Annotated in this window: 20 protein-coding genes, 1 tRNA gene and 1 other RNA gene; 6 read left to right on the top strand and 16 right to left on the bottom strand. The window is 73.6% G+C overall.

The genetic code is table 11. The features are described from left to right. The coding region (locus FHE66_RS11190; RefSeq protein WP_139073117.1) for a M24 family metallopeptidase at positions 1 to 389 on the top strand (389 nt) is incomplete at its 5' end. An 18-nt stretch (positions 390 to 407) separates the two neighbouring features. Here FHE66_RS11190 and FHE66_RS11185 read toward each other — a convergent pair. Beyond that, entirely contained in the window at positions 408 to 1,262 is an 855-nt protein-coding gene (locus FHE66_RS11185) for a helix-turn-helix domain-containing protein (RefSeq protein ID WP_176554746.1), read from the bottom strand. Positions 1,263 to 1,290: 28 nt separating this feature from the next. Here FHE66_RS11185 and FHE66_RS11180 point away from each other — a divergent pair, with 28 nt between their 5' ends. The 3 genes from FHE66_RS11180 to FHE66_RS11170 all read left to right on the top strand — a co-directional run bounded on the left by FHE66_RS11180 (position 1,291) and on the right by FHE66_RS11170 (position 3,401). Then, positions 1,291 to 1,785 (top strand): glyoxalase/bleomycin resistance/extradiol dioxygenase family protein, encoded by a 495-nt coding sequence (locus FHE66_RS11180; RefSeq protein WP_139073033.1) that lies wholly within the window; start codon positions 1,291 to 1,293, stop codon positions 1,783 to 1,785. A gap of 66 nt (positions 1,786 to 1,851) precedes the next feature. After that, positions 1,852 to 2,619: a polyphosphate--glucose phosphotransferase gene (gene ppgK, locus FHE66_RS11175; protein ID WP_139073032.1), complete on the top strand. Its 768-nt coding sequence runs from the start codon at positions 1,852 to 1,854 to the stop codon at positions 2,617 to 2,619. Between the two features lie 20 nt (positions 2,620 to 2,639). Further along, entirely contained in the window at positions 2,640 to 3,401 is a 762-nt protein-coding gene (locus FHE66_RS11170; RefSeq protein ID WP_139073031.1) for an MBL fold metallo-hydrolase, read from the top strand. On the opposite strand, the gene FHE66_RS11165 is transcribed toward FHE66_RS11170, so the two are convergent. From FHE66_RS11165 to FHE66_RS11120, 10 genes are all read right to left on the bottom strand, one after another. Then, the gene (locus FHE66_RS11165; RefSeq protein ID WP_139073030.1) at positions 3,379 to 3,747 is read right to left on the bottom strand and encodes an RNA-binding S4 domain-containing protein; all 369 of its coding nucleotides are present in this window, start codon (positions 3,745 to 3,747) and stop codon (positions 3,379 to 3,381) included. The genes FHE66_RS11170 and FHE66_RS11165 overlap by 23 nt on opposite strands. A 23-nt stretch (positions 3,748 to 3,770) precedes the next feature. After that, positions 3,771 to 4,934 (bottom strand): ABC transporter permease, encoded by a 1,164-nt coding sequence (locus FHE66_RS11160; protein WP_139073029.1) that lies wholly within the window; start codon positions 4,932 to 4,934, stop codon positions 3,771 to 3,773. Next, the gene (locus tag FHE66_RS11155) at positions 4,931 to 6,097 is read right to left on the bottom strand and encodes an ABC transporter permease (RefSeq protein ID WP_255303703.1); all 1,167 of its coding nucleotides are present in this window, start codon (positions 6,095 to 6,097) and stop codon (positions 4,931 to 4,933) included. The genes FHE66_RS11160 and FHE66_RS11155 overlap by 4 nt, the downstream gene beginning before the upstream one ends. A 1-nt stretch (position 6,098) precedes the next feature. Further along, positions 6,099 to 7,079 carry an ABC transporter ATP-binding protein gene (locus FHE66_RS11150; protein WP_218013693.1) on the bottom strand — a complete coding sequence of 327 codons (981 nt, stop codon included), beginning with the start codon at positions 7,077 to 7,079 and terminating at the stop codon, positions 6,099 to 6,101. A 153-nt stretch (positions 7,080 to 7,232) separates the two neighbouring features. Then, positions 7,233 to 7,901: a hypothetical protein gene (locus FHE66_RS11145; RefSeq protein ID WP_139073028.1), complete on the bottom strand. Its 669-nt coding sequence runs from the start codon at positions 7,899 to 7,901 to the stop codon at positions 7,233 to 7,235. A gap of 135 nt (positions 7,902 to 8,036) precedes the next feature. After that, an RNA gene (rnpB, locus tag FHE66_RS11140) (RNase P RNA component class A) lies at positions 8,037 to 8,417 on the bottom strand. A gap of 33 nt (positions 8,418 to 8,450) precedes the next feature. Continuing rightward, entirely contained in the window at positions 8,451 to 9,569 is a 1,119-nt protein-coding gene (locus FHE66_RS11135; RefSeq protein WP_139073027.1) for a histidine phosphatase family protein, read from the bottom strand. After that, a complete protein-coding gene (locus FHE66_RS11130) occupies positions 9,566 to 10,303 on the bottom strand; it encodes a zinc ribbon domain-containing protein (RefSeq protein ID WP_139073026.1) in 738 nt (245 codons plus the stop codon). The genes FHE66_RS11135 and FHE66_RS11130 overlap by 4 nt, the downstream gene beginning before the upstream one ends. Continuing rightward, positions 10,300 to 11,484: a Nif3-like dinuclear metal center hexameric protein gene (locus tag FHE66_RS11125; protein WP_139073025.1), complete on the bottom strand. Its 1,185-nt coding sequence runs from the start codon at positions 11,482 to 11,484 to the stop codon at positions 10,300 to 10,302. The genes FHE66_RS11130 and FHE66_RS11125 overlap by 4 nt, the downstream gene beginning before the upstream one ends. 105 nt (positions 11,485 to 11,589) lie before the next feature. Further along, entirely contained in the window at positions 11,590 to 12,024 is a 435-nt protein-coding gene (locus FHE66_RS11120) for an OsmC family peroxiredoxin (RefSeq protein WP_139073024.1), read from the bottom strand. A 140-nt stretch (positions 12,025 to 12,164) separates the two neighbouring features. Here FHE66_RS11120 and FHE66_RS11115 point away from each other — a divergent pair, with 140 nt between their 5' ends. Next, positions 12,165 to 13,154, top strand: a complete 990-nt coding sequence (locus FHE66_RS11115) for an aldo/keto reductase (protein WP_139073023.1) — start codon at positions 12,165 to 12,167, stop codon at positions 13,152 to 13,154. Positions 13,155 to 13,163: 9 nt separating this feature from the next. Here FHE66_RS11115 and FHE66_RS11110 read toward each other — a convergent pair whose 3' ends face one another. From FHE66_RS11110 to FHE66_RS11090, 5 genes are all read right to left on the bottom strand, one after another. After that, positions 13,164 to 13,655, bottom strand: coding sequence for a carbonic anhydrase (locus tag FHE66_RS11110; protein WP_139073022.1), 492 nt, complete (start codon positions 13,653 to 13,655; stop codon positions 13,164 to 13,166). Between the two features lie 30 nt (positions 13,656 to 13,685). Beyond that, positions 13,686 to 14,180, bottom strand: coding sequence for a DUF3052 domain-containing protein (locus FHE66_RS11105; RefSeq protein WP_218013692.1), 495 nt, complete (start codon positions 14,178 to 14,180; stop codon positions 13,686 to 13,688). A gap of 64 nt (positions 14,181 to 14,244) precedes the next feature. Beyond that, positions 14,245 to 14,321: transfer RNA gene (locus FHE66_RS11100), tRNA-Val, on the bottom strand. A gap of 141 nt (positions 14,322 to 14,462) precedes the next feature. Beyond that, entirely contained in the window at positions 14,463 to 14,909 is a 447-nt protein-coding gene (locus FHE66_RS11095) for a redoxin domain-containing protein (RefSeq protein WP_139073021.1), read from the bottom strand. Beyond that, positions 14,893 to 15,318, bottom strand: a complete 426-nt coding sequence (locus FHE66_RS11090; RefSeq protein ID WP_139073020.1) for a DUF3052 domain-containing protein — start codon at positions 15,316 to 15,318, stop codon at positions 14,893 to 14,895. The genes FHE66_RS11095 and FHE66_RS11090 overlap by 17 nt, the downstream gene beginning before the upstream one ends. Positions 15,319 to 15,591: 273 nt before the next feature. On the opposite strand from FHE66_RS11090, the gene aceE reads away from it, so the two are divergent. Next, entirely contained in the window at positions 15,592 to 18,330 is a 2,739-nt protein-coding gene (gene aceE / locus FHE66_RS11085; RefSeq protein ID WP_139073019.1) for a pyruvate dehydrogenase (acetyl-transferring), homodimeric type, read from the top strand. Positions 18,331 to 18,370 lie beyond the last annotated feature (40 nt).

Here is an 18,370-nt window from a genome sequence, read left to right as displayed (position 1 = left end):
TCCTCGTCGAGCGCACCCGCACGGCGATGGAGCGCGCCATCCGCGCCGTCAGGCCCGGCCGCGAGGTCAACGTCATCGGCCGCGTCATCGAGGCCTACGCCAAGCGGTTCGACTACGGGGTCGTGCGTGAGTTCACCGGGCACGGCGTCGGCCGCGCCTTCCACTCCGGCCTCGTCATCCCGCACTACGACGCCGCACCCGACCACGACGACGTCATGGAGCCGGGCATGGTGTTCACCATCGAGCCCATGCTCACCCTCGGCGAGCCGACGTGGGACCTGTGGGACGACGGCTGGACGGCGGTGACCAGCGACCGCGGCCGCACCGCCCAGTTCGAGCACATGGTGCTCGTCACCGACGACGGCGCGGAGATCCTCACCCTCCCCTGACGCCGCGCGCCGGACGGCTCACCGCTCCCCCGCCCGGTAGCGGGAGGGCGGGACCCCGACGACGGCGGTGAACGCGCGGGTGAGGTGCGCGTGGTCGGCGAAGCCGAGCGACGCCGCGAGCTCGGCGAGGTCCTCACCGCCGCCCGCGTCGAGCGCGGCCACCGCGTCCTGCAGCCGGTGACGGCGCAGCACCCACAGCGGCGAGGCGCCGACGTAGTGGGTGAACAGCCGCTGCAGCGTGCGCCCCGAGACGTGGAGCCGCTGGGCGACCGGTCCGAGCGCCACGTGCTCGCGGACGCGCATGAGGCGCACCGCCTCGCGCACGGTCCGGTAGCCGGGGTCCTCCCGCACCTCGCGCAGGCGCGGGGCGAGCAGCCCCTCGAGGCGGACGGCGAGGACGTCGCGGCGGGCGGCGTCGTCCTCCTCGGCGAGGACGGAGCCCGCGAGCCCGGCGACGCCGGGCAGGACCTCCCCGGCCGGGACGACGGCGTCGGTGAGGTCGTGGACGCCGCGGCCGAGGAGCGCCGCGAGCCCGCCGGGACGGAAGGCCACGCCGGCCACCCTGCCCGCGACCGGCAGGTCGACCGAGAACACCCGGGTGACCAGGCCGTGGACGAGCGCCGCCGGCACCGCCAGCCCGTGCAGCACCCCGCCCTCGGCCGCCTCGACCGTGAGGTGGGTGAGCGGGTGGCTGAGCACCTCCTGGCGGAAGGGCGAGCGCTCCTCCCGGCGCCAGGTCACCGACCAGAAGTACGCGCCGACCTCGTCGAGCGGCGCGGGCAGCTCCAGGCGCCGGGTGGTGAACACGCGCGTGCCGGCGGCGGGCCACAGCACCGCACCCTCCGGAGTGTGGCGCGCATCTTCAAGCCCCATGCGCGCCACCCTAGGCACGCTGGAGGGCATGAGCACGAACTTTCTCCCCGAGGGCGCCACGTCCCTCAGCCCGCTCCTCGTCGTCTCCCCCGCCGCCGAGGCGATCGAGTTCTACCGCGCCGTCCTCGGCGCCCGCACGACCAGCCGCATGGACGGGCCGGACGGCTCGGTGTGGCACTGCGAGCTCGACCTGGGGCACGGCCGGATGACCGTCATGGACCCCTCACCGCAGTTCCACGCCGTCGCCTGCGACCCCGGCACCGACGAGGCCTGCTTCAGCCTCACCGTCCACGTCCCCGACGTCGACGCGACCCTCGCCGCCGCCCGCGAGCGCGGGGCCCGCGTGCGGGAGGAGGCGCAGGTCTTCGACGTCACCGGGGACCGCTTCGCCTCCGTCCAGGACCCGTTCGGGGTGCGGTGGACGATCATGACCCGCGTCGAGCACCGCACCGACGAGCAGGTGCAGCAGGGCCTGGACGCGTGGCGGGACTCCCTCACGGAGACGGCCGGGCCCGTCACCTGAGCCGGGCCGGCGTCGCGGCGGTAGGCTCGCTGTCGGTCACCGACCCCGAGCCACGGAGCAGCGCCGATGTCCTCAGCCAGCAGCACACCCGTCGCCTTCGGCATCGACATCGGCGGCTCGGGCATCAAGGGAGCGCCCGTCGACCTCGCCGCCGGCGAGTTCGCCGGGGAGCGGCTGCGCATCCCCACCCCGGAGAAGTCCACGCCCGCGGCGGTGGCCGCCGTCGTCGAGGAGCTCGTCGGGAGCTTCGACCTCGCCGCCGACGTCCCGATCGGCCTCACCTTCCCCGCACCGATCAAGCACGGGGTCGTGCCGTTCATCGCCAACCTCGACAAGTCGTGGCAGGGCGTGGACGTGCCCGCCATCATGAGCGAGGCGGTCGGCCGCCGCGTCGTGGCGGTCAACGACGCCGACGCCGCCGGCTACGCCGAGGCCGTCTACGGCGCCGCGAAGGGCGTCGAGGGGGTCGTCTTCGTCGCCACGCTCGGCACCGGGATCGGCTCGGTGCTCATCGTCAACGGCACGCTCGTGCCGAACACCGAGCTCGGCCACCTGCAGATCGACGGCCACGACGCCGAGAGCCGCGCCGCCGACTCCGCCCGCGAGCGCGAGGGCCTGTCCTGGTCGAAGTGGGCCAAGCGCCTCCAGCGGTACTTCGAGACGATCGAGATGCTCTTCTCCCCCGACCTCATCGTCGTCGGTGGCGGGGTGAGCAAGAAGTCCGACCAGTTCCTCCCGCTCCTCGAGCTCCAGGCCCCGATCGTGCCGGCCGCGCTGCGCAACCAGGCGGGCATCGTCGGGGCTGCGGCCCTCGCCGCCGCGAACTACCACTGATCGCGCCGTAGCCTGCTCTCATGGAGCAGGTCGCCCGTCACGTCTGGGTCGTCACGTCGCCCACGTGGCTGACGACCTCGACCCTCGTCGTCGACGACGACGGCGCCTGCCTGCTCGTCGACCCGGCGCTCACGCCCGAGGAGATCCTCGCGCTGGAGCAGGAGGTGTCCCGCCGCGGCTGGCACGTCGCCGCAGGGTTCTCCACCCACCCGCACTGGGACCACGTCCTGTGGTCCGCGGCGCTGCCCGACGTGCCCCGCTGGGCGACGTCGGTGGCGACCGACGCCGCCACCGCCGAGGAGCTCACGGCGCAGGCGTCACGCGACCTGCCCGGGTACCGGTGGGACGTCATCGGCGGGACGACGCCGCTGGCCCCGGACACCACCGAGGTGCCGTGGACCGGCCCGCGCGCTGTCGTCGTGCCCACGCCGGGCCACGCCCCCGGTCACGCGAGCCTCCACCTGCCCGAGGAGGGGGTGCTCATCGCCGGGGACATGCTCTCCGACGTCGAGGTGCCCCTGCTCGACGACGCACCGGACGCCCTCGAGGAGTACCGCCACTCCCTGCGCCGGCTCGCCGACCTCGACCCGCGGGTGGTCGTCCCGGGCCACGGGCGGGTCGCCCACCGCTGGGTGGGGCACCGGCGGGTGCACGCCGACGAGCGCTACCTCGCCGACCTCGCCGCGGGGACGCCGCCCCACGACCACCGCCTCGCCGACCCGCGGGTGCGGGCCGACCACGAGTCCCAGATGGCGCTGCTCAGTAGCCGCGCAGGCGGGTGATGTCGCGCCGCTCCCGCTTGGTCGGCCGGCCGGCACCCCGCTCGCGCTGAGGAACGGCCGCCCGCTCGACCTTCGGCGGGGGCGGGGGTGTCTCGTCGATCATCGCCTGCGCGGCGAGCGGCGCGCCGACACGCTTGCGCAGCGCCCGCTGGACGACGACGGTGCGCTCGATCTCCCCGCCGGTCACCACGACCTTGCTCCCCGGGCCGACGAGCGTCGCAGGCTTGGCGCGGTCCCCGTCGACGCGCACGTGCCCGCCGCGGCAGGCCGCCTGGGCCTGGGAGCGCGTCTTGAACAGGCGCACGGCCCACAGCCAGCTGTCCACGCGCACGGAGTCCTCGGCCATGGGCACCGATGCTACGCCGGACGTCACATCGCCCGGGCGGTGCTGCGGCGCAGCACGAGTGCGCCGAGGAGCACGAGGCCGACGGCCATCGCGGCGAGCACCGCGAGCTGCGGGGCGACGTCGAGCAGGCCGCCGTCGTGGCGCTGGATCTCGGCGAAGGCCTCGTAGCCCCACGCGTGGGGGGTGAGGTTGGCGACGGTGCGCAGGGTGTCGGGGAACATCTCGAGGGGGAACATGCACCCGCCGAGCGCGGCGAGCACGAGGCCGGCGCCGACGGCCACCCCGTTGGCCGCGCCCTCGTTGTCCATGAGCGCCCCGAGGAGCATCGCGGCGCCGGTGGCCACCGCGCCGAAGACGAGGAGGATGAGCAGCGCCAGCGGGAGGCTGCCGAAGTCGACGTCGAAGAGCAGGATGCTCGCGACCATGATGTAGACACCCTGGGCGCTGGCGATGACCCACCGGCCGAGCATCTGCCCGAGGATCGCCTGCGTGCCGGAGACCGGGGCGGCGAGCACCCGGCGCTGCACGCCCAGGCGGCGGGACTCGATGAGCGTCACCGCGCTGCCCAGCGTGGAGAGGAAGACGAAGAGCAGGAGCATCGTCGCTGCGCCGAGGTCGAACTGTCCCAGGCCGCCCAGCTCCTGGGAGACCTCGTCGACGTCGACGACGCCGATCTCGACGGGGGCGACGTCCGACCGGGCCCGGGCCAGCGCCGCCGCGGCCTCCCCCTCCGGCACGCCGCGCGCGGTGAGCACGGCGAGCTCGGTCTGCTCCAGGGACAGGGTCTGCAGCGCCGTGAGCACGACCTGTACCGCCCCGGGGGCACTGGCCTCGGAGGAGACGATGAGCTCGATCTCGGCGGGCCGGCCGGCGACGAAGGACTGCTCGGCGTCGTCCTCGACGAGGAGGCCGACGTCCGCGCGCCCGCGTGCCACCTGCTCGCGCATCGCGTCGGCGTCGGCGGTGCTCACCGTGGCGTCGGCGTCCCGGAGCTCGGTGGTCAGCGCCGAGCGCAGCTCACCGCCGGCGCCGGCGATGACCACCCGTCCCGTGCTGCCCTGCCCGCCGAACTGCAGCCCGATGACGACGACGAGGAGGAGCGGGAAGATGAGGAAGAAGAAGATGTTCGACCGGTCGCGCAGGTAGCGGCGCAGCTCGGTGCCGGCGATGGCCAGGACCGGCATCATGCGGCCACCCCCCGGTCCGGAAGGAGCCGGGAGGCCACCGCGGCGACGAGGGCGAAGCCGAGCATCGCCAGGACCGGGCCGGCGATCTCGGACAGGCCACCGCCGCCCGCGCTGATCCCCAGGCCGCGGGTGAAGGCCGAGACCGGGTTGAGGTCGAGGGCCACCGAGAGCGGCCCGGTCGCGGTGACGGGGAAGAACGCGCCGCCGGCGAGGCCGAGGACGACGGCGATGATCGACTGCGCCACGCCCGCCTGCTCGGAGGTGCGTGCCACGCGCACGACGACGAAGGTGAGGGACGTCGCCGCCGCGACGACGCACAGGACGAGGACGAGGACGAGCAGCGGGGAGCCGAACTCGACGTCGAAGAGGAGGACGCCGGCGGTGAGGAGGACGAGGGTGGCGACGACGCCGAGCACGTAGCCGGCGAGCGCCTTGGCGGCGACGATGAGGCCCGGCGGGATCGGCATCGACCGCAGCCGGGCGAAGGTGCCCTGGTCGCGCTCGTTGATGATCGCCAGCACCCCGAACCCGACGGTGAACAGGAGGAACAGTCCGGCCTGCCCGGCGACGAGCGAGGCCGACGCGCCGAGCTGCTCGGTCGCCGTCGTGCCCTCGACGGTCATCACGCTGGCGGGGGCCTCCCCCACCTCCCGGGCGATCGTCGCGAGGTCCTCGGGCGGCACGCCCGCCGCCGCGGCGGCGCGGGTGGCGACCGTGCCGGCGGTCAGCTGCTCACCGACGCCGCGGACGACGGCGACGAGGACGTCGGTCTCCATGCCCGCCCCGTCGCCCTCGATGATCTCGATCCGCGCGCCGCGGCCCTGGTCGACGTCCTCGCCGAACCCCTCGGGCAGGAGGAGCCCTAGCTGCGCCTGCCCGGACTCGGCCATCGGACGGACCTCGTCGGCCGGGACCTCCTCGACGGTGACGTCCAGGCCCTCGATCCGGGTGAGCGTCTCGAGGAGGACCTGGGCGGAGGCGTCGTCGGCGGGGGCGGACGCGGCGACCGTCACCGGCCCCAGCTCGACGTCGCCGGTGTCCCCGAAGACGAGGTTGAGCACGAGCATGAGCGCGACCGGCACGACGATGCCGAAGATGAGGACGGACTTGTCGCGCAGCCGCTGACGCAGGTCGTTGCCCGTCATCGTGAGGAGCTGGCGCATGTCAGTCCCGCAGCCCCTTGCCGGTGAGGTGGAGGAAGACCGACTCGAGGTCCGGGCGGGTGATCTCCACGTCGGCGAGCTCGACCCCGCTGCGGCCCGCCGTCGTCACGACGGTCGCCACCGCCGTCGGGGCGTCGCGCACGTGGAGGAGGATCTGGCGGCCCTCGAGGACGGCCCGCTCGACGGCGCCGATCTCCTGCAGCGCCATCAGCGCCGCCGCGAGGTCCCCGGTCCCGACGAGCCTGATCTCGTCGAGCTCACCGATGATCCGGATGAGCTCGTCGCGGGTGCCCTCGGCCTGGATCGTGCCGGCGTCGATGATGCCGATGCGGTCGCACAGCCGCTCGGCCTCCTCCATGTAGTGCGTGGTGTAGAGGACGGCCATGCCCTCGGTCGACAGCGCCTCGACGGCCTCGAGGATGGCGTTGCGGGACTGGGGGTCCACGCCCACGGTGGGCTCGTCGAGGATGAGCAGGTCGGGGTGGTGGAGCAGGCCGATGCCGATGTTGAGGCGGCGCTTCATGCCGCCGGAGAACTCCTTGGTCTGGCCCTTGGCGCGGTCCGTGAGGCCGATGAGGTCGAGCACCTCGTCGGTGCGGCGCTTGAGCTCGGCACCGCGCATACCGTGGAGGTGGCCGAAGAACATGAGGTTCTCGCGGGCGCTGAGCTCGGGGTAGATGGCCAGGTCCTGGGGCACGAGCCCGAGCCGCCGCTTCGGGGCGATCGCCCGCGGGCCCATCCGCCGGCCGGCGATCCGCACCTCCCCGGCGTCCGCGGCGAGCAGCCCGGCGACGACCGAGATCGTCGTCGTCTTGCCCGCACCGTTGGGCCCGAGCAGCCCGTAGGTCTCCCCGGGGGCGATGTGGAAGGACACGCCGTCGACGGCGGTGAGGTCACCGAACCGGCGGACCAGCCCGGAGACCTCGAGGACGGGGCTCGCCGTGCGGGTCCCGGCGGGGCTGTGGGCGACGTCGCTCGTCACGAGGGCTCCAACGGGGGGTCGGTGGGAGGTGCGCGTTCATCGTTCCACACCCCCGCAACCGCGGGGCGGACCCGGCGCGGGTGGACGGTGGTGGCCGTCCGCGGGCGATCCACGACGCGCGTCAGTCTGCCGTAGGGCCCGGCGTCAGGCGCCTCACGAGGTGAGGTCGCCGGGGCACGGGCCGGCCTGCTGGAGCTGCTCGTGCAGGACCCAGCCGCCGTCGACGTGGACGAGGCGGGGCTGGACGTAGACGGCGTCGGCGGCGGTGAGGTCGCGGGCCACGCTGCCGTCGGGGGCCCGCAGCACCCCGCGCACGAGGACGCACGCGTCGAAGACCACCTGCAGGCCGCCGCCGTCCGCGGTCGGCGGGCCGAGCCACGCGACCTCCATCCCGAGCACCTCGGTGCCGCCCTCGACGACGTGCCCGGCCTCGGCGAGGCTCGCGCTCTCGCGCTCGAGGAGGTCGCGCATCGAACCGTCGGTCCCCTCCAGGGCCGCCTCGAGGAGCTGGGCGTCGGCGAAGCCGGTGCGCGCCGCGGCGTCGTAGGCGGCGCGGTGCGCGAGGTAGGCATCCGCGGCGTCGAGCACCATCGCGTCGACCTCCTCCTCCGGCGGCATCCGCGCGGCGTAGGGCAGCTCGGTGGCGGCGTCACCGGCGGACGGGGCCGCAGCAGGTGGCGGCGGGGTGGCGCTGGGCGGGTCCTCGGCGTCCTCGGCGTCGGCACTGGGCGGGTCCGCGACGTCGTCGCCTGCGAGGGTGCAGCCCGCGAGGCACGCGACGAGGACGGCGAGCGCCGCGGGGACGGCGTGCTGGGCTCGCATCGGTTCTCCTTCGGCCCGGGCGAGCGCTGGTGCCCGCCGTGTGGACCCCACGATGCAGGCCGCCGGGTGACGCCGTCGACCACCCTCGCGCCGTCTGTGGACGGGGCGGGACGGGACGCTGCCTGTGGAGAGGTGCGGATGAGTCGGCCGGTACGCCGGGTTCTGTCCCGCGGGTCCGTTACCGGTCCCGCGGTGGCGGCCATCCATCTACGACGCACGTTGCCGTGCGCCTCCAGCGACCTACCCGCAGGCTCGGGCGAGCAGCCCTCGGGCGCCTGCTGTCTGGTCTTGCTCCGGGCGGGGTTTACCGAGCCGTACCGGTCACCCGGCACGCTGGTGGTCTCTTACACCACCGTTTCACCCTTACCGCCGCGGCCCGGAGGCTGCGACGGCGGTCTGTTTTCTGTGGCACTGTCCCGCGGGTCACCCCGGGTGGGTGTTACCCACCGCCCTGCTCTGTGGAGCCCGGACGTTCCTCGTCGCCCCGGAGGGCGCCGCGACCGCCTGGCCGACTCATCCGCCCGGGAAGTCTACCCGCCGCGGCGCGGCCTACTCACCGCTCAGCTGGGCGGGGCAGCCCATGACGTGGACCTCCCCGCGTCCGCTCCACAGGCGCACGACGCTCACCGTGCCGGGGGCGACGCGGAAGACGTCCCACGCGGTGGTGGGCGCCTCGACGACCGTCCCGACGATCGCGGCGATGACGCCGGCGTGGGCGGCGACGACGACCGTGCAGCCGGCCTGGTCGGCGACGCGGGAGAGGGCGCGCGCGACCCGCTGCGCGAGGTCCTCGCGGCTCTCCCCCGGCCGGGCCGCGGCGAAGTCGTCGTCGATGGTGGGCACCCCGAGCCCGGCGACCTCGCTGATGAGCTCGGCGGTCTGCTGGGCGCGCACGAGCGGTGAGGACAGGAGCACGGTGGGCGGGGCGAGGTGGGGCCACAGGTCCCCGCCGATCCGGTCGACGAGCGCGGCGGCCGCCCCGGCGAGCTCGACGCCCTGCTCGGTGAGCTCGGGGTCCTCCCCGTGGTCCTGCGGAGCGGTGCCGGGTGAGACGAGGACGAGGGTGATGGCGCCGGGGTCGGCGAGCGACGGTGCACCGGCGTCGACGTCCGGGATCGGCTCCTCGGCCTGCCAGTCGTCCGCCGGGACGTCCTCGCCTCGGCCCGTGACCGGCTCGCCGTCCGGGGCGTGGTCGCGCTCGATGCTGCCGCCGGAGTCCATGACGGCGTTGGCGAGCGCGTCGGCGGCGGAGTTCTCCGCCCGTGGCACCCACGTGTAGCGCACCTGCCCGGCGGGCAGGATCGTGCGGGCCTCGTCGGCCAGGCGGCGCATGTCCTCGTGCTTGATCTTCCAGCGACCCGACATCTGCTCGACGACGAGCTTGGAGTCCATCCGGACCTCGACCGACGCGGTCGGGTCGATCGCGGCGGCGGCGCGCAGGCCCGCGACGAGGCCGCTGTACTCGGCGACGTTGTTCGAGCACACGCCGAGGAAGGCGGCCCGCTCGGCGAGGACGGTGTCCCCCTCGCGGACGAGCGCGCCGAAGCCGGCAGGGCCCGGGTTGCCCCGGGACCCACCGTCGGCCTCGACGACGAGGACCCGGCCCGGGCGCGCGCTGGGCGCCTCCTGCTCGGCCGGCTCGGTGTCGAAGAGGCTCGCCTGGCTCACTTCGGTTCCATCCTCACGATGATGTAGCCGTAGTCCTCGTGCTGGACGACCTGCTCGGGCGGCGCGGAGTGGATCGCGTCGAGCTCGGTGAGCGAGAAGTCGAGCTGGGTGCCCTCGGTGCGCGAGCCGTACAGCGCGACCGCGGCCAGCCCGCCGGTGCGCTCCCGGACCCGGTCGTACAGGGCGAGCAGCCCGGCGTCGATCCGGCCCGCGAGCGCGGCGCGCTCGGCGGTGATCGTCTCGAGCTGGCGGTCGATCGTCGCCCACTCGGCGTCGCGCGCCTTGGTGTGGCGGGCGACGTCGGCGGCGATCGCGGCCTCCTGCGTCTCGAGCTCGGCGAGGCGGGCCTCGGCCTGCTCCAGGCGCTCCATGACCTCGAGCTCGACCTCCTCGAGGGCGCCCTGCCTCCGCGCGAGCTGCTCGAGCTCGCCCTGCAGCGCCTGGGCCTCCTTGGCGCTCACCGCGCCGGAGTCGAGGCGGGCCTGGTGGCGCGCGGCGCGCTGGCGCACCTGCTCGACGTCGGCCTCGGCCTTGGCCACCTCGCGGCGGGTGTCGGCCACGACGGTGCGCTCCTCCACCTGGGCGCGGCTCAGGTCCTCCAGCCTTCCCTCGAGCTCGGCGATGGACCCGAGCACGGGCAGGCTGCGGCGCTGGTGACCCAGCTTCGCGGCGCGCGTGTCGAGTACCTGGATGTCGAGCAGGCGGCGCTGGTCGGCCACCGGGGCTGTGGTCACTGGGCGACTCCCTCGTTGTCGGTCGTGCTGTCATTGTCGGGCGCGGCGAGGCGCAGCGTCCACGGGTCGGTGACGATCGTGCTCACGCGGGTGGCGAGCTCGCCGCCCGCCGCGCGGGCGTCCTCCTCGAGGCGGGCCGCCGCCACGGGCAGCCAGGGCCACTCACTGGCCCAGTGCGTGGCGTCCAGGAGGTAGGGCGGACCGGCCTCGAGCGCCTCGGAGGCGGGGTGGTGGCGCAGGTCGGCGGTGAGGTAGACGTCGGCGCCCAGGGCACGCACGGTCCCGAGCAGCGAGTCACCCGAGCCGCCGCACACGGCGACGGTGCGGACCTCGGCGTCGAGGTCCCCCGCCACCCGGATGCCCTGGGCGGTCGCCGGGAGGACGGCGGCGACGCGCTCGGCGAGCGCGCGCAGGGTGGTCGGCTCGGGCAGCGTGCCGATGCGCCCGACGCCGGTGCCGGCGGGGCGGGGAGCGTGCTCGACGACGGAGAAGGCCGGCTCCTCGTAGGGGTGGGCGGCGCGCAGCGCGGCGACGACGGCGGCGCGGCGTCCGCGCGGCAGGGTCATCTCCAGGCGGTCCTCGACGACCTCGGTGACCTCCCCGCGCTCGCCGATGGTGGGGTTGGCGCCCTCGCCGGGCCGGAAGGTGCCCTGGCCGGTGACGGTGAACGCGCACCGGTCGTACTCGCCGACGGCGCCCGCGCCGGCCTCGGCGAGCGCGTCGAGCACCACCTCGGTGTGGTCCTGCGGGACGAAGACGGTGAGGGTGTCGAGCGGTGCGGCGTCGTGCGGGGTGAGCGGCCGGCGCTCGCGCAGCTCGAGGAGGTCGGCGAGCGCGTCGGCCACGCCCCCGGCGGCGGCGTCGGCGTTGGTGTGGGCGGCGTACAGCGCGCAGCCGGCCCGGACGAGCTCGTGGACGACACGGCCCTTGGGGGTGCCCGCGGAGACCGTCGTCGTGCCGCGCAGGAAGAGCGGGTGGTGGGTGACGAGGAGGTCGACGCCGGCGGCGATCGCCTCCTCCGCGACCACCTGGACGGGGTCGACGGCGAACATCACCGAGCGGACCGGGGCGGCCGGGTCCCCGGCGACGAGCCCGACGGCGTCCCAGCTCTCCGCGGTGCCGGGCGGGTAGCGCTTCTCGAGGAGGCCGACGACGTCGGCCAGGGTGAGGGACTGGGCCATGGCCCCAGGCTATCGGTGGCAGACGTCAGGCTGCCCCGCGCCCCGGGGCAGCCTGACGTGTCGGGCTCGCCACCTCCCCCGGCCGCCGGCCGGAGGGGCGGTCGCTCAGGCCAGGCGGACGTCGCTCAGCGTGATCTCGACGGCGGAGAGCGCCTGGCTCACCGGGCAGGTCTCCTTCGCCTTGCGGGCGATCTCGTCGAAGGTGCCGGCGTCGATCCCCTCGACGGTGCCGCTCACCGTGAGCTCGATGCCGGTGATGCCGGTGCCGGCGACGAACGTCACGGCAGCGGAGGTGTCGAGCGCCGTCGGCGGGGTGCCGTTCTCCTTGAGCATGTTGGACAGCTGCATGGCGTAGCAGGTCGCGTGGGCCGCGGCGATGAGCTCCTCGGGCGTCGTCGTCCCTCCGGACTCCTCACCGCGGGACTTCCACGCGACGTCGAAGGTGGCCGTGCCGGAGGTGTCCAGGCTGGTGGTGCCCGAACCGGTGAACAGCTCCCCCTTCCACTCGGTGCTCGCCTTGTTGACCACGGGGTTGGGCATGATCTCTCCTTCTCGGTGGGCGGCGCTGGGGCCGGCGACGAGTGCCGCCGATCCCATCCCACCCCACCATCGGCGCCGCCGCACACCGGGCGTCACGGCCCGTGGCTAGGCTGAGGAGAACCCCCCAGCGAAGGAGTCCCATGGACACGCGCACCCTCGGCCGCACCGGCCGCACCGTCTCGGTCATCGGCCAGGGCACCTGGCAGCTCGGCTCGGACTGGGGCGAGGTGAGCGAGGAGGACGCGCGCGCGGTCCTCGACGCCGCCGTCGAGTCGGGGGTGACGATGCTCGACACGGCCGACGTCTACGGCGACGGTCGCAGCGAGGCGCTCATCGGGCGCTGGCTGCGCGACAACCCGGGCCTCGACGTCACGGTCGCGACCAAGATGGGCCGGCGGCTGCCGCAGGAGCCGGCTAACTACTCGATGGACAACTTCCGCGCCTGGACCGACCGGTCGCGGCGCAACCTCGGCGTCGACACCCTCGACCTCGTCCAGCTCCACTGCCCGCCCACCGCCGTCTACGGCATCGACCGGGTGTTCGACGACCTCGACACCCTCGTCTCCGAGGGCGTCATGGCGAGCTACGGGGTGAGCGTCGAGCTCGTGGAGGAGGCGCTGGCCGCCATCGCCCGGCCGAACGTCGCCACCGTGCAGATCATCCTCAACGCCTTCCGTCTCAAGCCGCTCGAGCAGGTGCTCCCGGCGGCCAGGGAGGCTGGGGTGGGCATCATCGCCCGCGTCCCGCTCGCCAGCGGCCTGCTCTCGGGCCGCTACACCCCCGAGACGACGTTCCCCGACACCGACCACCGCAGCTTCAACCGCAACGGCGAGGCCTTCGACGTCGGCGAGACGTTCTCCGGCGTCGACTTCGAGACGGGCGTGCGCGCCGCCACCGAGTTCGCCGCGGCGGCCCGCCTCCTCGTCCCCGGCGCGAGCACGGCCCAGGTCGCCCTCGCCTGGGTGGCCGCCCAGGACGGCGTCTCCACCGTCATCCCCGGTGCCCGCTCCCCCGAGCAGGCGCGCGCGAACGCCGCGGCCGGCTCGCTCGAGCTGCCCGCCGAGCTCGACGACGTCGTCCGCACCATCTACGACCGCGACCTGCGGGAGGCGGTCCACCCCCGCTGGTGACCGCCCGCGCTACCGGACCTCGGCGAGCGTCCCGTCGGTGACCGAGTAGACGAAGCCGCGGACCTGGTCCTTGTGCGGGACGAACGGGTTCGCGGCGATCCGGGCGAGGGACTGGCGCACGTCGTCGGCCGGGTCGCGGAACGACTCCGCGGCCCACGGCGGCCGGATCCCGGTGTCGGCCTCGACCTGCGCCTTGAACTGGTCGTCGGTGAACGTGAGCATCCCGCAGTCGGTGTGGTGGAGGAGGACGATCTCGCGCGTGCCGAGCAGCCGCTGGCTGATCGCGAGCGACCGGACGACGTCGTCGGTGACGACGCCGCCGGCGTTGCGGATGACGTGCGCGGCCCCGTCCGGCAGGCCGAGCAGCCCGGCGGGGTCGAGGCGCGCGTCCATGCAGGCGACGACGGCGATGTGCCGGGCCGGCGGCATCGCCAGGTCGCCCCCGGTGAACGCGGCGGCGTACGCCTCGGCGTTGTGCAGGAAGTCGTCGGTGGCGCTCATGTCAGGTCCCTCCGTCGGCAGCACGTGCGGTCATCGTCGTCCGGGGCCGCGTCCCCGGACAGGGTCCTGCGGGTCCGTCTCGGATCCCGGACGGCGGGACCGGGTCGGTCCGCCGGGCAGCGTGCCGTAGCTGTTCCGGTAGGTCTTGCCGGGCTTGGGACGGGTGAACTTCAGGGCCGACCACGTGTCGTCCACCCGCAGCGCGGTGCTCTCGACGAGGCCGTGGTCGTAGCCGATGGCGATGACCGACCGGATGGTGAGGTCGGTGCCGAGCCGCCCGCCCTTGGGCCAGGACACCCAGAGCCGCCCGTCGGGGGCGAGGTGGTCGCGCAGCGGGCCGAAGCCGGCGCGCATGTCCTCCTGGCGGGTGACGAAGAGGTGGAGGTAGTCGAACGCGCCGGTGAGGTCCGCGGCGAGGTCGAGCTCGGGCAGCCGCATCGCCGCGACCGCCTCGGCGGGCGCCCCGACGAGGTGCGCCCGGGAGCCGGCGCGCACCCCCATCTTCTCGGCGACCGTCCGGGCCATGGGCCGAGGCTACGGCGGGGCGCGGAACTCCGCTCTCGCGAGAAGGCCTGCTCCTGCGGGAGGGTGGTGGGCCCGGCCGGTCTCGAACCGGCGACCTCCGCGGTGTAAGCGCGGCGCTCTGACCAACTGAGCTACAGGCCCCAGCGGCAGCCCCAGGGGCGCCACCCAGCCGCCAAGACTACTGCTCGCCCGCCCCTCCCCCGTCCGGGACGCCCCTGCCGCCCCTGGGACGCACCCTGCAGCACGTCACCGGTCCGCGAAGGGGCGTCCCAGAGTGTGGGGTCAGGCGGTGAGTGCGGCCACGGCCGCGCGGTAGTCGGCGACGGACCGGGCCACCCCGGCCGGCGAGTGGACCGACCAGGCGACGACGCCGTCGCCGTCGAGGAGGAAGGAGGCGCGGGTGGGCGCGCCGGAGGCCTCGTCGAGCACGCCGAAGGCGCGCGCCGCGGCCCCGTGCGGCCAGAAGTCCGAGAGCAGGGGGAAGGTCGCCCCCTCCTGCTCCGCCCACGCCCGCAGCGCGAAGAGCGGGTCGCAGCTGAGGACGGCGAGGTCCGCGCCGTCGAGCGGCTCGCTCACGAGCGCGCGCAGCTCCCCGCCGCACACGCGCGAGAACGCGAACGGGAGGAAGACGACGAGCTGGGGACGCTCCCGGCGCCCGCCGAGGCGTACCGGCGTGCCGTGGGTGTCCGGGAGCTCGAGGACCGGCGCCCGGTCAGCGACCGCGACCACGCGAGAGCAGGCGCAGCCCGTTCCAGTCCTCCGAGGCGCTCACCGCGCCGGTGGGCTGCAGGCCCGCCGTGCGCGCCGCCTCCTCCAGCACCGCGGGGCCGACGTGACCTCCACGGCCCGGCTTCGGGGTGAGCACGACGATGGTGCCTCCGGCGTCGTCGAGGTTGTCGAGGGCGTCCATGAGGAGATCGGTGAGATCGGTGTCGTCACCGTCGTCGTCCCGCCACCAGATGAGCGCGCCGTCGACGACGTCGGAGTGGTCCTCGTCCACGAGGGCCTTGCCCGTGACGTCCTCGACGGCGGAACGAACCGCCTCGTCGACGTCGTCGTCGTAGCCGAACTCCTGGATCTCCTGCCCGGCGGTGAAGCCGAACCGGCTGCCGGCATCGGGGCCAGCGGTCGCTGCCACGTGTTCTCCCACTCTCTCTCGTCGGTGGCGCTCCTCGCGCCGTCGGCCCCTCGCGATGCGTGGGGTTGGGACAACGCTACTGCCGAGGCGGGAGCAATCCCAGACGAACCACCCAAGAGGCTCACCCTTGGCGGGTTGTTGTCAAGGTCATAGCGAACCGGTGACCGGGCTGATGGCCCTGGCCTCCCGGGCCGGGGACAATGGGCCTAATCTGGATGTCACCGAGCACCAGCCACGCGCGTCGGGCGTCGACGCCTGAGGGAAAGAGGACGTGTGAGTCCACAGGAATCTGGACCGCTCATCGATGGCCTGCTGAGCCAGGTCAAGGACATCGACCCTGCTGAGACCCAGGAGTGGCTCGAGTCCCTCGACGGGCTCATCGAGGACCGCGGCGGGCCGCGTGCGCGGTACATGCTGCTCAACCTCATGCGGCGGGCTCGCCAGCGCAACGTCGCTGTGCCCGCGCCGCTCACCACCCCGTACGTCAACACGATCGGCGTCCACGAGGAGCCCTACTTCCCCGGTGACGAGGCTGCGGAGCGCAAGTACCGCGGCTGGATCCGCTGGAACGCCGCCGTCATGGTCACCCGCGCCCAGCGCCCGGACGTGTCCGTCGGTGGCCACATCTCCTCCTACGCCTCGATCGCGACGCTGTACGAGGTGGGGATGAACCACTTCTTCCGGGGCAAGGACCACCCGGGCGGCGGTGACCAGGTCTTCTTCCAGGGCCACTCCGCGCCGGGCAACTACGCGCGCGCCTACCTCGAGGGCCGCCTCTCGGAGAACGACCTCGACGGCTTCCGCCAGGAGTACTCCCACCCGGGCGGCGGTCTGCCGTCCTACCCGCACCCGCGGCTCATGCCCGACTTCTGGGAGTTCCCGACCGTCTCGATGGGCCTGGGCCCGGCCGAGGCGATCCACCAGGCGTTCACCAACCGCTACGTGCACGAGCGCGGCATCAAGGACACCTCCCAGCAGCACGTGTGGGCGTTCCTCGGCGACGGCGAGATGGACGAGCCCGAGTCCCGCGGCATGCTCCAGCTCGCGGCGCAGCAGAACCTCGACAACCTCACGTTCGTCGTCAACTGCAACCTCCAGCGCCTCGACGGCCCGGTGCGCGGCAACGGCAAGATCGTCCAGGAGCTCGAGGCGTTCTTCCGCGGCGCCGGCTGGAACGTCATCAAGGTCCTGTGGGGCCGTGAGTGGGACTCCCTGCTCAACGCCGACAAGGACCGCGCGCTCGTCAACCTCATGAACGAGACGCTCGACGGCGACTACCAGACCTACAAGGCGAACGACGGCGCCTACGTCCGTGAGCACTTCTTCGGCCGCGACCCGCGGACCAAGGAGCTCGTCAAGGACATGACCGACGACGAGATCTGGGCGCTCAAGCGCGGCGGCCACGACTACCGCAAGATCTACGCGGCCTACAAGGCGGCGATGGAGCACACGGGTCAGCCGACGGTCATCCTCGCGCAGACGGTCAAGGGCTACGGGCTCGGCCCGAGCTTCGCGGGGCGCAACTCGACGCACCAGATGAAGAAGATGAAGACCACGGACCTCAAGATGCTCCGTGATGCTCTTCGCATCCCGATCTCGGACGAGCAGCTCGAGGACCCGTTCAACGCGCCGTACTACCGGCCGTCGCAGGACGACCCGACGCTGCAGTACATGCTCGAGCGTCGCAAGGCCCTCGGCGGGTTCCTCCCCGAGCGTCGCGACGACAAGGGCTCCCTGCCGATGCCGGGCGACAAGCCCTTCGAGATCCTCAAGGGCGGGTCGGGCAAGCAGGAGGTCGCCTCGACGATGGCCTTCGTCCGTCTCCTCAAGGAGCTGATGAAGGACAAGGAGTTCGGCAACCGCATCGTGCCGATCATCCCGGACGAGGCCCGCACCTTCGGCCTGGACTCGATCTTCCCGACGGCGAAGATCTTCAACACCCACGGGCAGAACTACACCGCCGTGGACGCCGAGCTCATGCTCTCCTACAAGGAGTCCGAGACCGGCCAGATCATGCACATGGGGATCAACGAGGCCGGGTCGGCCGCCGCCTTCCAGACGGTCGGCACGTCCTACGCGACCCTCGGCGAGCCGCTCGTGCCGGTCTACATCTTCTACTCGATGTTCGGCTTCCAGCGGACCGGCGACCAGTTCTGGGCCGCCGGGGACCAGCTGGCCCGCGGGTTCGTCATCGGCGCCACCGCCGGGCGCACGACGCTTGCCGGCGAGGGCCTGCAGCACATGGACGGGCACTCGCTCGTCATCGCCCAGACCAACCCGGCGTTCGTCAACTACGACCCGGCGTACGCCTACGAGATCCGGCACATCGTGCGCGACGGTCTGCAGCGCATGTACGGCGCCGACGACCCGCGCGACCCGAACGTCATGTACTACCTCACGGTGTACAACGAGCCGATGCGTCAGCCGGCCGAGCCGGAGGACGTGGACGTCGAGGGCATCCTCAAGGGCATCCACCGCATCGCCCCGTCCGAGGGTGAGGGCCCCTGGGTCCAGCTCATGGCCTCGGGCGTCGGTGTGCCGTGGGCGATGCACGCGCGCGACATCCTCGCCGAGGACTGGGGCGTGCGCGCAGGCGTGTGGTCCGTGACGAGCTGGGGCGAGCTGCGCCGCGACGCGCTGGCGATCGAGCGCAAGCGCCTGCTCGAGCCGACCGGTGAGCACCCCGAGCCGTACGTCACCGCCAAGCTGCGTGACGCGGGCGGCCCGTTCATCGCCTCGAGCGACTGGGACCACATGGTCCCGGACATGATCCGCCAGTGGGTGCCGGGCGACTACCACGTCCTCGGCGCGGACGGCTTCGGCTACTCCGACACCCGCCCGGCGGCTCGTCGCCAGTTCCTCATCGACTCCCACTCCATGGTGGTCAAGGCCCTCCAGGCCCTCGCCGCCCAGGGCTCGATCGACCCCGACGCCCCGCGTCAGGCCGTCGAGCGCTACCGCCTGTGGGACGTCAACGCCGGTGAGTCCGGCACCGCGGGCGGCGACTCCTGACCGCAGCCGTCCAACCCGGAGGAGACCCTCCTCCTGAAGC

Origin of the sequence: Georgenia sp. 311 (assembly GCF_006151955.1) — a bacterium.
In the GTDB taxonomy this organism is placed as follows: Bacteria; Actinomycetota; Actinomycetes; order Actinomycetales; family Actinomycetaceae; genus Oceanitalea; species Oceanitalea wutianyii.
This window is presented reverse-complemented; position numbering and strand designations above follow the sequence as displayed.

Bases quoted from the DNA above. Each gene is read 5' to 3' on its own strand.
- FHE66_RS11180 (WP_139073033.1), top strand. From the start codon at position 1,291: ATGAGCACGAACTTTCTCCCCGAGGGCGCCACGTCCCTCAGCCCGCTC.
- FHE66_RS11145 (WP_139073028.1), bottom strand. From the start codon at position 7,901: ATGCGAGCCCAGCACGCCGTCCCCGCGGCGCTCGCCGTCCTCGTCGCG.
- FHE66_RS11165 (WP_139073030.1), bottom strand. From the start codon at position 3,747: ATGGCCGAGGACTCCGTGCGCGTGGACAGCTGGCTGTGGGCCGTGCGC.
- ppgK (WP_139073032.1), top strand. From the start codon at position 1,852: ATGTCCTCAGCCAGCAGCACACCCGTCGCCTTCGGCATCGACATCGGC.
- FHE66_RS11105 (WP_218013692.1), bottom strand. From the start codon at position 14,180: ATGGCCCGGACGGTCGCCGAGAAGATGGGGGTGCGCGCCGGCTCCCGG.
- FHE66_RS11120 (WP_139073024.1), bottom strand. From the start codon at position 12,024: ATGCCCAACCCCGTGGTCAACAAGGCGAGCACCGAGTGGAAGGGGGAG.
- FHE66_RS11155 (WP_255303703.1), bottom strand. From the start codon at position 6,097: ATGCGCCAGCTCCTCACGATGACGGGCAACGACCTGCGTCAGCGGCTG.
- FHE66_RS11110 (WP_139073022.1), bottom strand. From the start codon at position 13,655: ATGAGCGCCACCGACGACTTCCTGCACAACGCCGAGGCGTACGCCGCC.
- FHE66_RS11115 (WP_139073023.1), top strand. From the start codon at position 12,165: ATGGACACGCGCACCCTCGGCCGCACCGGCCGCACCGTCTCGGTCATC.
- FHE66_RS11125 (WP_139073025.1), bottom strand. From the start codon at position 11,484: ATGGCCCAGTCCCTCACCCTGGCCGACGTCGTCGGCCTCCTCGAGAAG.
- FHE66_RS11170 (WP_139073031.1), top strand. From the start codon at position 2,640: ATGGAGCAGGTCGCCCGTCACGTCTGGGTCGTCACGTCGCCCACGTGG.
- FHE66_RS11160 (WP_139073029.1), bottom strand. From the start codon at position 4,934: ATGATGCCGGTCCTGGCCATCGCCGGCACCGAGCTGCGCCGCTACCTG.
- FHE66_RS11185 (WP_176554746.1), bottom strand. From the start codon at position 1,262: ATGGGGCTTGAAGATGCGCGCCACACTCCGGAGGGTGCGGTGCTGTGG.